The following is a 14854-nucleotide window of genomic DNA, read 5'->3' on the forward strand; positions in this document are numbered from 1 at the left end:
GACATCGCCGATCTCGCCCTGTTCCTGGCCTCCGACCAGGCCCGCGCCATCACCGGCCAGAACCATGTGATCGACGGGGGGCGGACCTAAGGTGAGCGCCGCCCTCATCGCCTGCGACTGGGGCTCGACCCACCTGCGCGCCTGGACCCTGGACGCCGGCGGCGCGGTCGTGGACCGGCGCGACTTCCCGTTCGGCGTCAACCTCATCGCCCCGGGCGAGGCCGAGGCCAAGTTCCGCGACGCGGTGCGGCCGGCCCTGAGCGCGGAGCGCCTGCCCGCCATACTCTGCGGCGGCGTGGGGTCGAACATTGGCTGGCGGACGGTTCCTTACGTCGACTGCCCGGCCCGGCTGGAGGCGGTGGGCGCCGGCCTGCTCCAGGTCGCCGACCGCACCTGGATCGCCCCCGGCCTGCGCTGCCAGGGACTGGGCGAGGCCTGCGACGTGCTGCGCGGCGAGGAGACCCTGGTGTTCGGCTGGCTGGCCCTCGACCCCGCGCGCCAGCGGGGGCGGCATCTGGTCTGCCAGCCCGGCACCCACGGCAAGTGGCTGGTGGTCGAGGACGGTCGGGTGACCCGCTTCCTCAGCGCCTTCACCGGCGAGCTCTATGCGGTGCTGAGCGCCCATTCGATCCTGCGCAGCTCCGGCCAGGGCAACGATCTGGCGGTGTTCGACCAGGGGCTGGAGGCGGCCGCCGACGGCGACGGCCTGGTAAACCGGCTCTACACCGCGCGGTCCAGGGTGGCCGGCCAGGGCGCTTCTCAGGAGAGCACGGCCGACTATCTGTCCGGCCTGTTGATCGGGGCCGAGGTCGCGGCGACGCCGCGCCTGCTGGGCCTGGAGGGCGCGCCCGTCGCCCTGGTCGGGGACGCCGCGCTTTGCGACCGGTACGCCCGCGCCCTTGACCGGCGGGGCGTGGCGGTCACACGTCATGAGGGGGAGCCGGCCGTCCGCGCCGGCCTCTTCGCCCTCGCCCGCATGGGAGGCCTCATATGAACTTCGCCGAGGCCCTGGCGGCCTGTCCGCTGGTCGCGATCCTGCGCGGGGTGACCCCCGACGAAGTGCTGGAGCACGCCGAGATCCTCTATGCCGCCGGGGTGCGGGCCATTGAGGTTCCGCTGAATTCCCCCGATCCGCTGATCAGCATCGCCCGGCTGGCGGCGGCCTTTTCCGATCGCGCCATCTGCGGGGCGGGTACGGTGCTGGCCCCCGGCCAGGTCGACGCCGTGGCCCAGGCGGGCGGGCGGCTGATCGTCTCTCCGGACACGGACGCCTCGGTGATCCAGCGCACGGTAGAGCTGGGCCTGGCCTCCGCCCCCGGCTTCGCCACCGCCACCGAGGCCTTCGCCGCCATCGCCGCCGGCGCCCGTCACCTGAAGCTGTTCCCGGCCTCGACCTATGGACCCGGCCACCTGCGCCAGCTGCGCGCCGTGCTGCCCGACGATGTCGCGGTGCTCGCCGTCGGCGGGGTCGGCCCCGACAATATGCTGGACTGGTGGACGGCCGGCGCCGAGGGCTTCGGCCTGGGCTCGGAGCTCTACAAGGCCGGCCAGAGCCCGGCCGTCACCGCCGAGAAGGCCGCCCGCGCCGTGGCCGCCACGCTTGAGCTGAAGGACTAGAAGCCCAGTTCCGACATCTCGACCACGCGCTTCTCCCGCGCGCTGGTCTCGGCGGCGACGCCGATGGCAACGGCCATCAGGCCGTCCTGGGCGGTGACCTGCACCGGGGCCCGGCCGCGCACGGCGTCGATGAAGGCCTCGATCTGGTAATAGGTCGAGCCGTGGTGGGTGCCCGCCGCCAGTATGGTCGGGTCGACGGCCACATGGGTGCGGACCGGCCGCTTGGGCTGGCCGAGCGGCACGCGGGGCGAATGCACGAGGTCGCCGGAGGGGATGAAGGCCTCGAGCTTGGCCTGGTCGCCCACCGCCGTCAGGGCCTCCTGCTCCTCCGAGCCCTCTGCGAACATGTTGAGGTCCAGGAGCGCGCGGACCCCATTGGCGAAATCGACCACCGTGAAGCTGTTGTCGATGATGTCGGGGACCTGGCCGTCATAGCGCTCATCCAGGTGGTTGACGTCCATGGCGCCGGAACAGAACACCCGCACCGGCTCGGCCTTCACGATCAGCCGCATGAGGTCGAAGAAGTGGCAGCACTTCTCGACCATGGTGCCGCCGGTGTTGCGCGAGAAGCGGTTCCAGTCGCCGACCTTCTGCAGGAAGGGAAAGCGGTGTTCGCGGATCGACAGCTGCACCAGCCGGCCGACCTCGCCGCCCTCGATCGCCGCAATGAAGCGCGCGGCCGGCGGCATGAAGCGATACTCCATGCCGGTCCAGAACACGGCCGCGTGGACCTTGGCCTGCTCGGCGGCCCAGCGCGCGTCGGCGATCGTGGTGCAGAGCGGCTTCTCGCACAGGATGTTCAGCCCCGCCGCGAACAGCGGCTCCAGCACCGCGCGATGGGTGTAGTTGGGCGAAACCACCAGCACGCAGTCCAGCTCAGCCTCGGCGAGCATGGCCGGGATTTCGGCATAGGTCGCGACCGGCCGGCCCAGCTGTTTGACACCCCTTTCGAGGCACTCCGGGACCGGGTCCTGTAATGCAACGATCTCCGCCTCGGGGTGGAGTTTCAGGTTGCGGATGTGCTCGCGACCCATCATTCCAACGCCAACGATGCCGAACCGCAGCTTGTCCATGATCGCGTCCCCTCAATTCCAGCTCGGAGGGTGTTCTTGACCCCTACCGCCACCTCGTCAGGCCTGTCGCATGCGCGCCGCGCGCTCGGCAAGGGCGGCCTCACCGTCGCCCCCATCGCCTGGGGCATGTGGCGTTTCAAGGGCTCGGACGTCAAAGCCGCCCGGACCCTGGTGGAGACGGCGCTGGAGACCGGCTTCGACCTGCTGGACACGGCCGACATCTACGGCCCCGACAATGGCGAGCCGTTCGGCGCCGCAGAGGCTCTGCTGGGTCGGGTGCTGGCCGAGGCGCCTGCCTTGCGCGACCGCTTCGTCCTGGCCACCAAGGGCGGCATCGAGATGGGCGTCCCCTACAATTCCAGCCCGGCCTATCTGGTCTCTGCGGTCGAGGCCTCGCTGAAGCGCCTGGGGGTCGAGCGGATCGATCTGTGGCAAATTCACCGCCCCGACCACCTGGCCCATCCGGCCGAGATCGCCCGGACCTTCGAGACTCTGAAGGCCCAGGGCAAGGTCGCCGAGTTCGGGGTGTCCAACCACACCGCCGCCCAGACCGCCGCCCTGGCGGCCCACCTGCCCTTCCCGCTGGCCTCCATCCAGCCGGAGTTCTCGGCTCTGGCCATCGACGGTCTCTATGACGGGGTGCTGGACCAGGCTCTGGAACGGGGCTTCGCGGTGCTGGCCTGGTCGCCCCTGGCCCAGGGCCGGTTGGCCGATCCCAAGGAGCCCAAGGCCGTCGCCGTAGCTGGCGAACTGGCCAAGGCGGCCGCGCGCGCCGAGGTCTCGGTCACCGCCGCCGCCTATGCCTGGATCATGGCCCACCCGTCCGGCGCCATCCCGATCGTCGGCTCGCAACGCCCTGACAGGATCAGGGAAGCCGCCGACGCCCTGAAGGTCAGCTTCACCCGCGCCGAGTGGTACGCCGTGCTGACCGCCGGCAGAGGAGCGCCCCTGCCATGACCCTCAATCCTTGCGAAGTCGCCTGGTTCAGCGCGCTCTGCGATGACGACTATGAGTTCCTGGGCGCCCCGGACCCCAGACTGCAGTCGAGCTTCGAGCACTGCCGCAACATCGCGCTCACCGCCGAGGCCGGGGGCTATGACAATCTACTGCTGCCCTCCGGCTACGCCCTGGGCATCGACTCCACCGCCTTCTGCGCCGCCATCGCCCCGATGCTGAAGCGCATGAAGCTGTTGCTGGCCGTCCGCTGCGGCGAGATGTGGCCGCCGCAGCTGGCCCGTCAGATCGCCACCCTGGACCAGATCATGGGCGGCCGCCTGACCGTGAACATCATCTCCTCCGACATGCCTGGCGAGACCCTGGCCTCGGCCCCGCGCTACCAGCGCACCGTCGAGATCATGCAGCTGCTGAACCTGTTCCTGTCCGGCGAGGCGGTGGATTTCCAGGGCGAGTTCTACAAATTCAAGCTCGACGCCCCGCGCATTTCCAAGACGCTGAAGCGCCGCGTGCCGCTCTATTTCGGCGGCCTGTCGGAGGACGCCCGCGAGGCCGCCGCCCGGGCGGCCGATGTCTATCTGATGTGGCCCGACACCCTGCCGGCGGTGACCGAGATCGTGAACGACATGCGCGCCCGGGCGACCCGGCATGGCCGGGAGCTGAAGTTCGGCTACCGGGTCCATGTGGTGGTCCGCGAGACCGAGGCCGAGGCCCGCGACGCCGCCAGCCGACTGCTCTCCAAGCTTGATGACGCCGAGGGCGAGGCGATCCGCAACCGCTCGCTGGATTCAACCTCCTACGGCGTCCGCCGCCAGGCCGAACTGCGCGCCGGCGCCGGCCACGACGGCTATGCCGAGGACAATCTGTGGACCGGCATCGGTCGGGCCCGTTCCGGCTGCGGCGCCGCCATTGTCGGGGACCCCGACCAGGTTCTGGCCAAGCTCAACGCCTATCGTGCGCTGGGCATGGACGCCTTCGTGCTGTCCGGCTATCCGCACGCCGCCGAGGCCGATCTCTTCGCCCGCCACGTCCTGCCCCGGCTGGACCACGCCCCACTCAACATCGCCTGATGAAGTCCGCCCCATGACCTATCGCGCTCCGCTTCGCAGCCTGGCCTTGGCCCTTCAGACCGCCGGTCATCCGGCCCTGATCGGCCACGCCTTCACCGATCTGGACGAGGACACCGTCGCCGCCGTGCTGGAGGCGGCCGGCGCCTTCTGCGAGAGCGAGCTCGCCCCCCTGAACCGGGGCGGCGACCAGATCGGCGCCAAATACGCCAATGGCAAGGTCACCGCCGCGCCGGGCTTTGCGGCGGCCTATCAGGCCTTCGTGGCCCAGGGCTGGAACTCGCTGTCGGCCGATCCGGAACATGGCGGCCAGGGCCTGACCAAGGCCATGGAGCTGGCGGTGTTCGAGATGACCCACGCCGCCAACATGGCGTTCGGCCTCTGCCCCATGCTGACCCAGGGCGCCATCGAGGCCCTGACTCTGCATGGCACCGCGCGCCAGAAGGCCCTGATCCTGCCCAAGCTGGTCTCCGGGGAATGGACCGGGACCATGAACCTCACCGAGCCCCAGGCCGGCACGGACCTGGCCGCCGTCACCACGCGGGCCGAGCCGGACGGCCAGGGCGGCTATCTGCTGCACGGCCAGAAGATCTTCATCACCTGGGGCGACCACGACGCCGCCGACAACATCTGCCATCTGGTGCTGGCCCGCCTGCCCGACGCCCCTCCGGGCGTGAAGGGCATCAGCCTGTTCCTGGCCACCAAGCGGCTGGTCGACGACCAGGGAAAGCTCGGCGACCCCAACGACCTGCGTCCCGGCTCCATCGAACACAAGCTGGGCATCCACGGGTCGCCCACCTGCGTCATGCTGTTCGAGGGCGCCAAGGCCGAGCTGGTCGGCGAGGTCAATAATGGCCTGGCCCATATGTTCGTGATGATGAACGCCGCGCGGCTGCAGGTCGGCGTGCAGGGGGTGGCCATCGCCGAGCGGGCCTTCCAGCAGGCCCTGGCCTTCGCCCAGGAGCGCAAGCAGGGCCGCACCGCCTGGGGCGGAGACGGCATCTTCGGCCATCCGGACGTGCGCCGCATGCTGACCCTGATGAAGGCCAAGATCGAGGCTGCGCGGGCCATCTGCATCACCACCGGCGTACTGGCCGACCTGGCCCGCCTGGCCCCCACCGAGGCCGAGCGCGCCGTCGCCAAGGCCCGCCAGGAGCTGTTCACCCCGATCGCCAAGGCCTGGTCCACCGATGTGGGCGTCGAGGTCGCGTCACTGGGCGTCCAGGTGCACGGCGGCATGGGCTTCATCGAGGAGACCGGCGCGGCCCAGCACTATCGCGACGCCCGCATCGCCCCGATCTATGAGGGCACCAATGGCGTCCAGGCCATCGACCTGGCCGGCCGCAAGCTCGCCATGCAGGACGGGGCGATCATGGACGCCCTGTGCGCCGAGATGAACGAGACCGCCCAGGTGCTGAAGGGCGCGGCGGGGCTGGAAAGCGTCGGCGCGCGGCTGGACGCGGGCGTCGCGGCCCTGGAGCGGGCCACGGACTGGATGCTGGCCCACAAGGGCGCCGACGCGCTTTCCGGCGCCACCCCTTATCTGAAACTGGCCGGGGACGTGATCGGCGGCTGGATGCTGGGCCGCCAGGCCCTGGCCGTCTCAGGCGGCGAGGACGACTGGGCGAAGAGCAAGGCGACGCTGGCGCGCGTCTATGCCGGCCAGGTCCTGGCCCAGGCGCCTGGCCTCGCTGATGGCGTCATGGACGGCGGCGCGGACCTGGAGAGCCTCTCGGCCGAGGTGTTGGGGAGCTAGAGCCCCCTAACCCGCCATCGCCTCCGGCCCATCCTCGGCCTGCGACAGCAGCCGGCCGATCTCGGTGAGCAGGGCGGCGGCGGAGATCGGCTTGGCGACGACGCCGTTCATGCCGGCCGCCATGTAGGCGGCCTTCTGGTGGACCATGACATTGGCGGTCAGGCCGATGATCGGGACCTGAGCGGCGTCTCCCGCCAGGCCCCGGATCGCCCGGGTGGCCTCGACGCCGTCCATATGCGGCATCTGCACGTCCATCAGGATCAGGTCGAAGGTCCGCGACCGGGCGGCCTGGACCCCGATCACCCCGTCCTCGGCCTCGGCCACCTCGGCGCCCAGGCGGCGCAGCAGGGTGCCGGCGACCAGGCGGTTGGTGGCGTTGTCCTCGACCAGCAGCACCTGCAAGCCCTGCAGCACCTGGTCGTCGCCATCGGCGGCGACCACCGGCCGGGCGCCCGGGGCCACGATGTCGAACCAGAAGGTCGAGCCCCGGCCCTCGCGGCTGTTGAGGCCGATATGGCCGCCCATCATCTCCACCAGGGCGCGGCTGATCGACAGCCCAAGACCGGTGCCCCCAAAGCGGCGGGCGGTGGAGCTCTCGGCCTGGCGGAACCGCTCGAACAGCCGGGCCTGGACGGCGGGGGCGATGCCGATGCCGCTGTCCTGGACCTCGAGCCGGACGCAACGGGTCCCGTCGGAGATGGCGCGAACACTGAGCCGGGCCGTGACCCCGCCCCGCGCGGTGAACTTGATGGCGTTGCCCAGCAGATTGAACATCGCCTGGCGCAGGCGCAGGGGATCGGCCTCGATCCACAGGTCCTCGCCCTGGATCTCAGCACGGAAATCCAGGCCCTTGGCCCGGGCCTCTGGCTCCAGCAGGCCCATGACCGCCTCAAGCGCGGCCACGGCGCTCATCGGCTCCGGCGCCAGGTCGAGCTGGCCGGCCTCGATCTTGGAGAAGTCCAGCACGTCGTTGAGCAGCTGGGACAGCATGCGTCCGCCGTCATTGGCCCGGCGCATCAGCTCGCGCCCCTCGGCCGAGATCGGCTCGGCGTCCAGCAGATGCAGGGCGCCGAGCACCCCGTTCATCGGGGTGCGGATTTCGTGGCTGATATTGGCCAGGAACTCGGCCTTGGCCCGATTGGCGGCCTCGGCCTCGACCTTGGCTTCCTGCAGGGCCTGCTCGGTGGCGACCTGGGCCGTGATATCGCGGCTGACATGGACGACGCCCACGGGAACGCCATCCTCGACCAGCAGCTTGGCGTGGGTCTGCAGCCAGAGCCAGCGGCCGTCCCGGTGCTGAAAGCGCACGGTGAAGACCTGAGGCTCGCCGGGATTGGCGTTCATCCGCGCGACGGCGGCGTCGACCTCCGGCACCGACTCGGGCGCGACGATGTCGTCGACCAGCTTGCCCAGCAGATCTTCCGGCGCGAAGCCCAGGACCGCGTGGCACGATGGCGAAAGATAGATGTGGCGTCCCTCCATGTCGGTGCGGGCGATCACGTCGGTGACGTTGTCGGCCAGCATCCGATACTGGTCGAGGCTCTCCTTCAGCTGCCGCTGGGCGGCCTGGGCCGAGGGGGTCTCCCTGGCCCGGCTGAAGGCGAAGATCAGGCTGAGGCTGGAGGCCGCCCAGATCGGCGCCAGCTCCGTCAGGCCGTGGCCGTCCCTCAGGCTGATCATGGCCATGGCGCCGATGGCCGGGGCGGCGCCGGCGACCATGAACACCACGGGCGAGCTGTAGATCAGGCAGGCGGCCAGGGCGACGACGCTCAGCGCCACCACCAGGGCCGTGGCCTGGCCGGCGAGCGTGCCGGCGTTCCAGAACAGCACCCCGATCGCCAGCCACCACAGATTGTTGAGGGCGAAGCTGGCCACGAAGCTGGCGCGCCGCAAGGCGCCGACCTTGCGGCCCAGCGCCTGCCGGCGGGCCGACAACCACAGCCAGGCCTCGATGATCAGGCCGACCACCAGCCAGGCGCCCACGATCCGGGCCGGCAGCAGCAGCAAGGACAACCCCGCTGCGAACAGATCCAGCATCAGCTTCGACCCGGTGACGCGGTTCACCAACAGGGCCGCCTCGTCCAACATCACGCCGAGCGGCGCGCGGGCGGGCGGGGTCGGGGCTGTGGGCGCCGGGCCTAGGGTCATGAGCTCCTCTGGATGGCTTTCGATCCGCCGATTTGCCCCAAGGCGCCTCAGAGGATTGCTAACCCGGGGGTGCGGCATATTGCTACGCAGCATGGGCGTGTCCCGTAACCTTGGGGGCCCGGCCACCGTATTCAGCTGGGTCGGGTGGCTTCGCCCGGGCGCGACAGGAGACGGATCGATGAGCCTACGCATCACGGCTGCGGCGATGATCGCGGCGTTGGGCCTTTCTGGCGGCATGGCCAGTGTGGCCCAGGCCCAGGGCCGACCGCTGACAGTGGTCGAGCTGTTCACCAGCCAGGGCTGCTCCTCCTGCCCGCCCGCCGACGCCAATCTGGCGACCCTGGCGGCGCGGCCGGACATCCTGGCCCTCAGCTTCGGGGTCACCTACTGGGACGATCTCGGCTGGAAGGACACCTTCGCCCAGAAGGCCTTCACGGCGCGCCAGTGGGACTATGCCCGCGGGCTTCGCCACGATCAGGTCTGGACGCCGCAGGTGGTGGTCAATGGCCGTACCGACGTGGTGGGAACCACCCTGGGCGAGATCGAGGGGGCCCTACGCAAGGCCCCCGCCGCGCCGGGGCCAACGGTCCAGATCTCCGCCGCCCAGGCGTCGGTCTCCGTGGCCGCCGCCCAGCCGCTGGCCCGCCCCGCCCAGGTCTGGCTGGTGCGCTATGAGCCCCAGGTGGTGCGGGTGCCGGTCAAGCGCGGCGAGAACGGCGGCAAGACCCTGCCGCTCACCCACGTGGTCCGCGAACTGACCAGGCTGGGAGAGTTCACGGGCGGCAAGGCGACCTACCGCCTGCCCGCCGCCGCCAACACCGCCCTGAGCACGGCGATCCTCATCCAGTCCGGCCCCGGCGGCCCGATCCTGGCGGCGGGGCGGGGGTAGAGGCGCCGCGGCAGGTGACGGCGCCCACAGCCTATGCCACCTTGCCGAGCATGACGGATGAGCCAAAGTTGAGGCGCCGCGCCTGGTGGAGGTCCCTGATCCTCGGGAGCTCTCAGCTGTTTTGGGTGGGGTACTTTTTCTATTGGTATCTCTGGCCAAGACTTTGGCCCGCACTGAAAAGCGGCGGCCGGCGCGGCGTTCCAGAGCTGCTGAGTTCTGTTGGCCCTCCCCTGCTGGTGCTAGCTGGCGCGGTCCTGGCGTGGCGGCTCCTGGTGGCCCTCTGGGTCCGGCTCTCCGAACGGGACCGAGTCCGCATGATTTGGATGGCCTGCGCGCTGCCCGCCGCAGCGCTGCCGTTCATGGTCGGAGGGCCTGACGCCCGCTCCGTTCTCTCAACCACAGGGCGAGGCGAACCCATGGCGCTTGCCTGGGAATTGGCATTTTTCGCCCTGTTGGCGGGCTTCGTGTACGCCTTCGCCTATGCCGGCACTGAGCTGGCAGGTTGGCGGCGGAACCTTACCTGTATGGCGGTGGCGACCGCGATGTGGTGCGCCATCTGGGCCGCCATAGCGCTAAGCGCGCCACCAGGAGGCGTCGAGCGTCTGAGCTCGATTCTCCTTATCGGCGGACCGGTGATTATCGCCTGGGGCGTGGCGCTGGCGCTCTGGCGCATCGACCTCGACGCCCGGCGCGCGACCTCCTAGGCGGCCGCCACCAACGCCGGGTGGTCGTGCAGGCTGGCGTCCAGGCCCGCGCCCATCAGGTCGATGAAGTTGTCGCGGTAGAAGCGGCGCTGGACCCGCTCGCTCACCCCTTCCAGGGCGTCGTTGAAGCGCTTCAGCGGATTGCGGCCGCCTTCCACATGCGGGAAGTCGGAGGAGAACAGGCACATCTCCTCGCCCGAATTGGCGATGATCCAGGCGGTGTCCTCGTGCGGATAGGGGGTCACCCGGAACTGGCGGCGCAGGATCTCGCTGGGCTTCGCCGACAACTTCTGCAGCCGCTCCTCCTTGCCGAAGGCCGCCGCGCCGGAATCCATGAACCGCATCAGGCTGGGGAGCCAGGAGGCGCCCAGCTCGATCGCGCCCCACTTCAAACGGGGGAACCGGTCGAAAACGCCGTCGATCACCAGCACCGACAGGGTCTGCCAGATCGAGATCGGGATGGTCATGAAGCTGGTCGAGGTGAAGTTCTCCGCCCCGCCGTGGAAGTCGAGCACCCGGGGCCCGCCGTTGTCGAAATAGGCCTCGTGCATCTTCTCCTCGCCGCCGACGTGGAACAGGATCGGGATCCCCGCCTCCTGGGCCATGGCCCAGACCGGGTCCAGGGCCACATGGCTGGGGGAATGGCGCGGCGGGTGGCGCGAGGGGATGATCAGCCCCTTGCAGCCCAGTTCGATGGCCTCGCGCGCGATGTCGGCCGCGCGGTCCAGATCCACCAGGGTGACATAGCCGGTGGGCAACAGGCGGCGGTCCACCGAGCAGAAGTCGGTCATCATCCGGTTGTGGGCGCGCGCGCCGGCGACGGCGAGTTCGACCTCGCCCATCTCCTCCAGGCCGTAATTGCCGAGCGCCGCAGTGGTGAAGACCAGCTGGCTGGTGAAGCCCAGCAGGTCCAGCGCCTTGGGCCGGTCGGCGTTACGGAACGAGCCCATGGCCTGGAAGTTCTTGCGCAGCAGCAGATTGGCCTCGTCCCCGGCGCGGAACTCCGGATCGTCGTGCAGGGCCTGGGCCTTGGCCGACCATTCGACCAGGGTGTTCTTGGCTGCGGTCTTGGCCATGAATTCGTCGCGGCGGCTGGCCTCGACATAGGGGATGATGGCCCCCGGAAGCTCCATCACATGACTGTCGGCGTCATGGATGGTCTGACCTTCAACATAAGCCATGGCGTTCTTCCCCGATGTGTTCTGATCTTTCCGTCAGTTCGGACCCAAGCGGACCTGGCGTCAAGCTGTTCGCGCGCCATCCGGCGCTGGTCGCCCGCGACCTGATCGGCATGACCGTCACCGTGGGCGGGGTCGGCGGCGCCATCGTGGAGACCGAGGCCTATCATCACGAGGATCCGGCCAGCCACGCCTATTACGGTCAGACGCCGCGCAACGCGGCCATGTTCGGCCCCATAGGCCGGGCCTATGTCTACCGGTCCTATGGCCTGCACTGGTGTCTGAACTTCGTCTGCGGCGAGACGCCAGGCGACGCGGTGCTGATCCGCGCCCTGGAGCCGACGGCGGGCGTGGAGATCATGCGGCAACGGCGTGGGACTCAGGCCCTGCGCCTGCTCTGCGCCGGCCCCGGCCGCCTGTGCCAGGCCCTGGCCGTCACCCGCGAACATGACAGCCTGCCGCTCGACAGACCGCCCTTCGAGCTGGGGCCCGCGATGCAGGATCCGAAGATCGTCGCAGGGCCGCGCATCGGCCTCACCAAGGGGGTCGAGACCCCCTGGCGCTTCGGTCTGGCCGGCTCGAAATTCCTGAGCCGGCCATTCCCGAAAGCCTAGGTCCTAGAGCTGGGCCAGCAGGTAGTCGGCGGCCGAGACCTTGAACTCGCCGGGGGCCTCGACATTGAGCTCGGTGACCACGCCGTCCTTGACGATCATGGAATAGCGCTGCGAGCGCTGGCCCATGCCGAACTTCGAGGCGTCCATCTCCAGGCCCACGGCCTTGGTGAAGTCGCCCGAGCCGTCGGCCAGCATCAGAATGGTCTCGCCGACCTTCTGGTCCGCGCCCCAGGCCTTCATGACGAAAGCGTCGTTGACGGACAGGCACGCAATGGTGTCGACGCCCTTGCCCTTGATCTGGTCGGCCAGCTCCATGTAGCCGGGCACGTGCTTGGCCGAGCAGGTCGGGGTGAAGGCGCCGGGCACGGCGAACAGGGCGACGGTCTTGCCCTTGAAGATGTCATCGACCGACATCGGGCGCGGGCCCTCAGACGTGCCGGCCGTGAGGGTGAGGGCGGGCAGCTTATCTCCGACCTTGATGGTCATGGCGTCTCTCCGGTGGGTTGTTCCTGCCCAGATAACAGCGCTGGGCGAAGCTTCAACGCCCAATCGGCCGCCCTGGACTTGAAAGGGTCATATCGAGGGACAATTCTAGGGGCATGGACGACACGGGCTTCCTCACCGGCCAGCTGTTGATCGCCATGCCCGGCATCGGCGACGCGCGGTTCGAACGCGCCCTGATCTATGTCTGCATCCATGATGAGACCCATGCCGTGGGCCTGGCGGTCAATCGCCCGGTCGAGGGCCTGACCGTGCCGGACCTGTTGCAACGGCTGGACATCACCGCCGCCATCGCGGTGCCGGAGCACCTGGTGCTGATGGGCGGGCCCGTGCAGCGCGAGCGGGGCTTCGTCCTGCACACCGACGACTACCAGTCGGCCGAGGGCACGGTGACCATCGAGGACGGCGTGGCGCTCACCGCCACCCGCGAGGCCCTGGAGGCCATGGCCGGCCAGATCCCGCCCCCGCGACGCTCGATCCTGGCGCTGGGCTATTCCGGCTGGGGCGCAGGGCAGCTGGAGCGTGAGATCCGCGAGAACGTCTGGCTGACCTGCGCCTCCGACGAGGGCTTGCTGTTCGGCGACGACCATGGCCGCAAGTGGAACAAGGCCCTGGCCAAGCTGGGCGTCGACGCCGGCCTGCTGAGCGCGACGGCGGGTCGGGCCTAGCCCCGGGCCTTCACGGGCGCGGCGCCGTCCACATAGCTTTCGTTGAGATAGACCTCTGCCTCCTGGGGCGAGAGCGCCGGGGCGTAGCCGAAGCCCTGGCCATAGTCGCAGCCGAGCGAAAGCAGCTGGCGGGCCATGCCGGCGTTCTCGACGCCCTCGGCCACTACTTCCAGCGCGAGGTCCTGGCCGAGCTTGACCACGGAGGAGACGATCTTGGCCGAGCCCTCATTGGTGGCCATGGTGCGCACGAAATAGCGGTCGATCTTGAGGGTGTCGAAGGGCAGCCGGGTCAGATAGCTGAGCGACGAGAAGCCGGTGCCGAAGTCGTCGAGCGCTAGCGCCGCCCCCGCCTCGCGCAGATTGCCCAGGATGATCGCCGCGCGATCCGGATCGCGCATGACGTCGCCCTCGGTGACCTCAAGCTTCAGCGCGCCGGGCGGCAGGCCGGTCTCGCGCCGGATGCGCATGACATCGGCCACCAGGTCCGGGCGATCGATCTCGCCGGTGGAGAGGTTGACGGCCACGGTCAGTTCGCCGGCCGCGCGGTGATCGCGACGCCACGTCGCCAGCTGCAGGGCGGCCTCGCGCATCATCAGGGCGCCCAGTTCGCTCATCAGCCCCATCTCCTCGCAGAGCGGCAGGAACTGGTCGGGATTGAGCAGGCCCCGGCGCGGGTGGCGCCAGCGGACCAGGGCCTCGAAGCCGGACAGCGCCCCGGTCGAGAGCCGCACGATGGGCTGGTAATAGGCGGTCAGCTCGCCACGGCCGATGGCGCCGCGCAGGTCGCTTTCCATGGCCAGTCGCGAGAGGCCGTCGCTTTCCATGGTCCGGCCATAGGCCGCCGCCCCGCCGCGTCCGCCGCTCTTGGCGGATTCCACGGCCAGTTCGGCGCGGCGCAGCAGTTCCGCCGCCTCCGGCGCGTCCTCGCCGCCCTGGGCCTCCACGGCGCCGATGGACAGCGTCGGGTGAATGTCGAAGCCGGCGATCCGCAGCGGCTGCTCCAGCGCGGCGCGCAGGGTCTCGGCGGCGCTGACCCGGCCGATGGGGGCCAGGACCGCGAACTCATCCTCGCCGACCCGGGCCAGCAGCACGCCGGGCGGGAAGGCGGCGGCCAGGCGCGAGCCCAGGGCGGCCAGCACCAGGTCGGCGCGCTCATGGCCCAGCGCCTCGTTGAGGCGGCGCAGGCGGTCGAGGTCGGCGACCACCAGCTCGTGGGCCCCGGGGCTCTGCAGCCGCTCGCGGGCGCGGGTGACGAAGCTCTTGCGGTCGAGCAGGCCGGTCAGATTGTCCTGGTCGGAGGCGGCGAACTTGGTTTCCGGGGCGACCACGCCAGCGGCGCGCACCCCCTCCTCCAGCCAGACGCCCCGCCAGATGCAGGTGCCCGCCCCGCGCATCCGCAGGCGCACGGCGATCTCGCAGCCCGGGGGTTGGACGCGCAGGATGTCCTCGGCCATGGCCCGGTCCTGGGGCATCGCCAGCGCGCGCATGGCGGCCGAGGAGCATTCGGGGGCGAGCGGGCCAAGGCCCAGGGCGCGGGAGGCGCCGGTGACGCGCAGCCGGTCACGCTCCGGCTCCCAGAGCCAGAGGGCGACGTCCGCGGCGCCCAACGCTTCCAGCGTCGTCGTGGCGTCCCAGATCCAACGGTCGTTCGGCATCGCCTCAAGACTTCCGGCCGCAACCCGCCG

Annotated in this window: 15 protein-coding genes; 10 read left to right on the forward strand and 5 right to left on the reverse strand. The window is 70.1% G+C overall.

From position 1 onward, the window contains the following. Nucleotides 1-3 precede the first annotated feature (3 nt). The 3 genes from Q7P21_RS20490 to Q7P21_RS13310 are packed head-to-tail and all read left to right on the forward strand — an operon-like array spanning nt 4 to nt 1617. The gene (locus Q7P21_RS20490) at nt 4-90 is read left to right on the forward strand and encodes an SDR family oxidoreductase (protein ID WP_369695345.1); all 87 of its coding nucleotides are present in this window, start codon (nt 4-6) and stop codon (nt 88-90) included. Nucleotide 91: 1 nt separating this feature from the next. After that, nucleotides 92-994: a 2-dehydro-3-deoxygalactonokinase gene (locus tag Q7P21_RS13305; protein ID WP_304168105.1), complete on the forward strand. Its 903-nt coding sequence runs from the start codon at nt 92-94 to the stop codon at nt 992-994. Further along, on the forward strand, nt 991-1617 hold the full coding sequence (locus Q7P21_RS13310) for a 2-dehydro-3-deoxy-6-phosphogalactonate aldolase (protein WP_304177443.1): 627 nt from the start codon (nt 991-993) through the stop codon (nt 1615-1617). The genes Q7P21_RS13305 and Q7P21_RS13310 overlap by 4 nt, the downstream gene beginning before the upstream one ends. On the opposite strand, the gene Q7P21_RS13315 is transcribed toward Q7P21_RS13310, so the two are convergent. Then, complete coding sequence (locus Q7P21_RS13315) at nt 1614-2690, reverse strand: Gfo/Idh/MocA family protein (RefSeq protein ID WP_304177445.1); 1077 nt, start codon at nt 2688-2690, stop codon at nt 1614-1616. The genes Q7P21_RS13310 and Q7P21_RS13315 overlap by 4 nt on opposite strands. Nucleotides 2691-2726: 36 nt before the next feature. On the opposite strand from Q7P21_RS13315, the gene Q7P21_RS13320 reads away from it, so the two are divergent. Genes Q7P21_RS13320 through Q7P21_RS13330 form a run of 3 tightly spaced genes read left to right on the forward strand, consistent with a single transcriptional unit; the run spans nt 2727 to nt 6467 of the window. Beyond that, nucleotides 2727-3647: an aldo/keto reductase family oxidoreductase gene (locus Q7P21_RS13320; protein WP_304168096.1), complete on the forward strand. Its 921-nt coding sequence runs from the start codon at nt 2727-2729 to the stop codon at nt 3645-3647. Then, nucleotides 3644-4714 carry an LLM class flavin-dependent oxidoreductase gene (locus tag Q7P21_RS13325; protein WP_304177447.1) on the forward strand — a complete coding sequence of 357 codons (1071 nt, stop codon included), beginning with the start codon at nt 3644-3646 and terminating at the stop codon, nt 4712-4714. The genes Q7P21_RS13320 and Q7P21_RS13325 overlap by 4 nt, the downstream gene beginning before the upstream one ends. Before the next feature lie 13 nt (nt 4715-4727). After that, entirely contained in the window at nt 4728-6467 is a 1740-nt protein-coding gene (locus tag Q7P21_RS13330; protein WP_304168091.1) for an acyl-CoA dehydrogenase, read from the forward strand. Nucleotides 6468-6473: 6 nt separating this feature from the next. On the opposite strand, the gene Q7P21_RS13335 is transcribed toward Q7P21_RS13330, so the two are convergent. Further along, entirely contained in the window at nt 6474-8615 is a 2142-nt protein-coding gene (locus Q7P21_RS13335; protein ID WP_304168089.1) for an ATP-binding protein, read from the reverse strand. 178 nt (nt 8616-8793) lie between these two features. On the opposite strand from Q7P21_RS13335, the gene Q7P21_RS13340 reads away from it, so the two are divergent. After that, nucleotides 8794-9504 carry a thioredoxin family protein gene (locus tag Q7P21_RS13340; protein ID WP_304177449.1) on the forward strand — a complete coding sequence of 237 codons (711 nt, stop codon included), beginning with the start codon at nt 8794-8796 and terminating at the stop codon, nt 9502-9504. Nucleotides 9505-9920: 416 nt separating this feature from the next. Next, nucleotides 9921-10208, forward strand: coding sequence for a hypothetical protein (locus Q7P21_RS13345; protein WP_304168083.1), 288 nt, complete (start codon nt 9921-9923; stop codon nt 10206-10208). Here Q7P21_RS13345 and Q7P21_RS13350 read toward each other — a convergent pair. Beyond that, a complete protein-coding gene (locus Q7P21_RS13350) occupies nt 10205-11389 on the reverse strand; it encodes an amidohydrolase family protein (RefSeq protein WP_304168080.1) in 1185 nt (394 codons plus the stop codon). The genes Q7P21_RS13345 and Q7P21_RS13350 overlap by 4 nt on opposite strands. A gap of 14 nt (nt 11390-11403) precedes the next feature. Between Q7P21_RS13350 and Q7P21_RS13355 the strand changes: the two genes are divergently transcribed. Next, entirely contained in the window at nt 11404-12000 is a 597-nt protein-coding gene (locus tag Q7P21_RS13355) for a DNA-3-methyladenine glycosylase (protein WP_304177451.1), read from the forward strand. Between the two features lie 3 nt (nt 12001-12003). Here the strand turns inward: Q7P21_RS13355 and Q7P21_RS13360 are convergent, their stop codons facing one another. Further along, nucleotides 12004-12486 (reverse strand): peroxiredoxin, encoded by a 483-nt coding sequence (locus Q7P21_RS13360; protein ID WP_304168076.1) that lies wholly within the window; start codon nt 12484-12486, stop codon nt 12004-12006. 113 nt (nt 12487-12599) lie between these two features. Between Q7P21_RS13360 and Q7P21_RS13365 the strand changes: the two genes are divergently transcribed. Beyond that, nucleotides 12600-13169: a YqgE/AlgH family protein gene (locus Q7P21_RS13365; protein ID WP_304168073.1), complete on the forward strand. Its 570-nt coding sequence runs from the start codon at nt 12600-12602 to the stop codon at nt 13167-13169. Here the strand turns inward: Q7P21_RS13365 and Q7P21_RS13370 are convergent. Then, nucleotides 13166-14824, reverse strand: coding sequence for a bifunctional diguanylate cyclase/phosphodiesterase (locus tag Q7P21_RS13370; protein ID WP_304168070.1), 1659 nt, complete (start codon nt 14822-14824; stop codon nt 13166-13168). The two genes, Q7P21_RS13365 and Q7P21_RS13370, sit on opposite strands and share 4 nt — an antisense overlap. Between the last annotated feature and the right edge of the window lie 30 nt (nt 14825-14854).

This window comes from Phenylobacterium aquaticum (assembly GCF_947378715.1).
Lineage (GTDB): Bacteria > Pseudomonadota > Alphaproteobacteria > Caulobacterales > Caulobacteraceae > Phenylobacterium > Phenylobacterium aquaticum_A.

Excerpts from the sequence above, each read along its gene's own strand:
- Q7P21_RS13310 (WP_304177443.1), top strand. The coding sequence starts at position 991 with ATGAACTTCGCCGAGGCCCTGGCGGCCTGTCCGCTGGTCGCGATCCTG.
- Q7P21_RS13315 (WP_304177445.1), bottom strand. The coding sequence starts at position 2,690 with ATGGACAAGCTGCGGTTCGGCATCGTTGGCGTTGGAATGATGGGTCGC.
- Q7P21_RS13325 (WP_304177447.1), top strand. The coding sequence starts at position 3,644 with ATGACCCTCAATCCTTGCGAAGTCGCCTGGTTCAGCGCGCTCTGCGAT.
- Q7P21_RS13330 (WP_304168091.1), top strand. The coding sequence starts at position 4,728 with ATGACCTATCGCGCTCCGCTTCGCAGCCTGGCCTTGGCCCTTCAGACC.
- Q7P21_RS13335 (WP_304168089.1), bottom strand. The coding sequence starts at position 8,615 with ATGACCCTAGGCCCGGCGCCCACAGCCCCGACCCCGCCCGCCCGCGCG.
- Q7P21_RS13340 (WP_304177449.1), top strand. The coding sequence starts at position 8,794 with ATGAGCCTACGCATCACGGCTGCGGCGATGATCGCGGCGTTGGGCCTT.
- Q7P21_RS13345 (WP_304168083.1), top strand. The coding sequence starts at position 9,921 with ATGGCGCTTGCCTGGGAATTGGCATTTTTCGCCCTGTTGGCGGGCTTC.
- Q7P21_RS13350 (WP_304168080.1), bottom strand. The coding sequence starts at position 11,389 with ATGGCTTATGTTGAAGGTCAGACCATCCATGACGCCGACAGTCATGTG.
- Q7P21_RS13355 (WP_304177451.1), top strand. The coding sequence starts at position 11,404 with ATGTGTTCTGATCTTTCCGTCAGTTCGGACCCAAGCGGACCTGGCGTC.
- Q7P21_RS13360 (WP_304168076.1), bottom strand. The coding sequence starts at position 12,486 with ATGACCATCAAGGTCGGAGATAAGCTGCCCGCCCTCACCCTCACGGCC.
- Q7P21_RS13365 (WP_304168073.1), top strand. The coding sequence starts at position 12,600 with ATGGACGACACGGGCTTCCTCACCGGCCAGCTGTTGATCGCCATGCCC.
- Q7P21_RS13370 (WP_304168070.1), bottom strand. The coding sequence starts at position 14,824 with ATGCCGAACGACCGTTGGATCTGGGACGCCACGACGACGCTGGAAGCG.